General features: G+C 46.9%; 2 tRNA genes. Both read right to left on the bottom strand.

The features are described 5' to 3' along the window. Positions 1-175: 175 nt before the first annotated feature. Positions 176-250, bottom strand: a tRNA-Gln gene (locus AACR09_RS07290). Positions 251-279: 29 nt separating this feature from the next. Further along, positions 280-364, bottom strand: a tRNA-Leu gene (locus AACR09_RS07295). Positions 365-367 lie beyond the last annotated feature (3 nt).

Consider the following 367-nt stretch of genomic DNA (forward strand, 5'->3'; position numbering starts at 1 on the left):
TTGAACTCTCACACCTCTCGGCGCCAGAACCTAAATCTGGTGCGTCTACCAATTCCGCCACGACCGCAGCAAATCTTTATAGTTATATCGACATTGGTGATTCGATGTAACGTTGTGCTCTTAGTTTGCTATTTAGCTTAAAAACAAGCCAAGTAAAAACAAAGAGTTTAAATAGTGGCTGGGCTACCTGGATTCGAACCAGGGAATGCTGGCATCAAAAGCCAGTGCCTTACCGCTTGGCGATAGCCCAACAGGATATCAATTAAGATATCTAAATAATGGTGCGGTCGGAGAGACTTGAACTCTCACACCTCTCGGCGCCAGAACCTAAATCTGGTGCGTCTACCAATTCCGCCACGACCGCAGC

The organism is Vibrio sp. OPT20, assembly GCF_963889365.1.
Taxonomy (GTDB): Bacteria; Pseudomonadota; Gammaproteobacteria; order Enterobacterales; family Vibrionaceae; genus Vibrio; species Vibrio splendidus.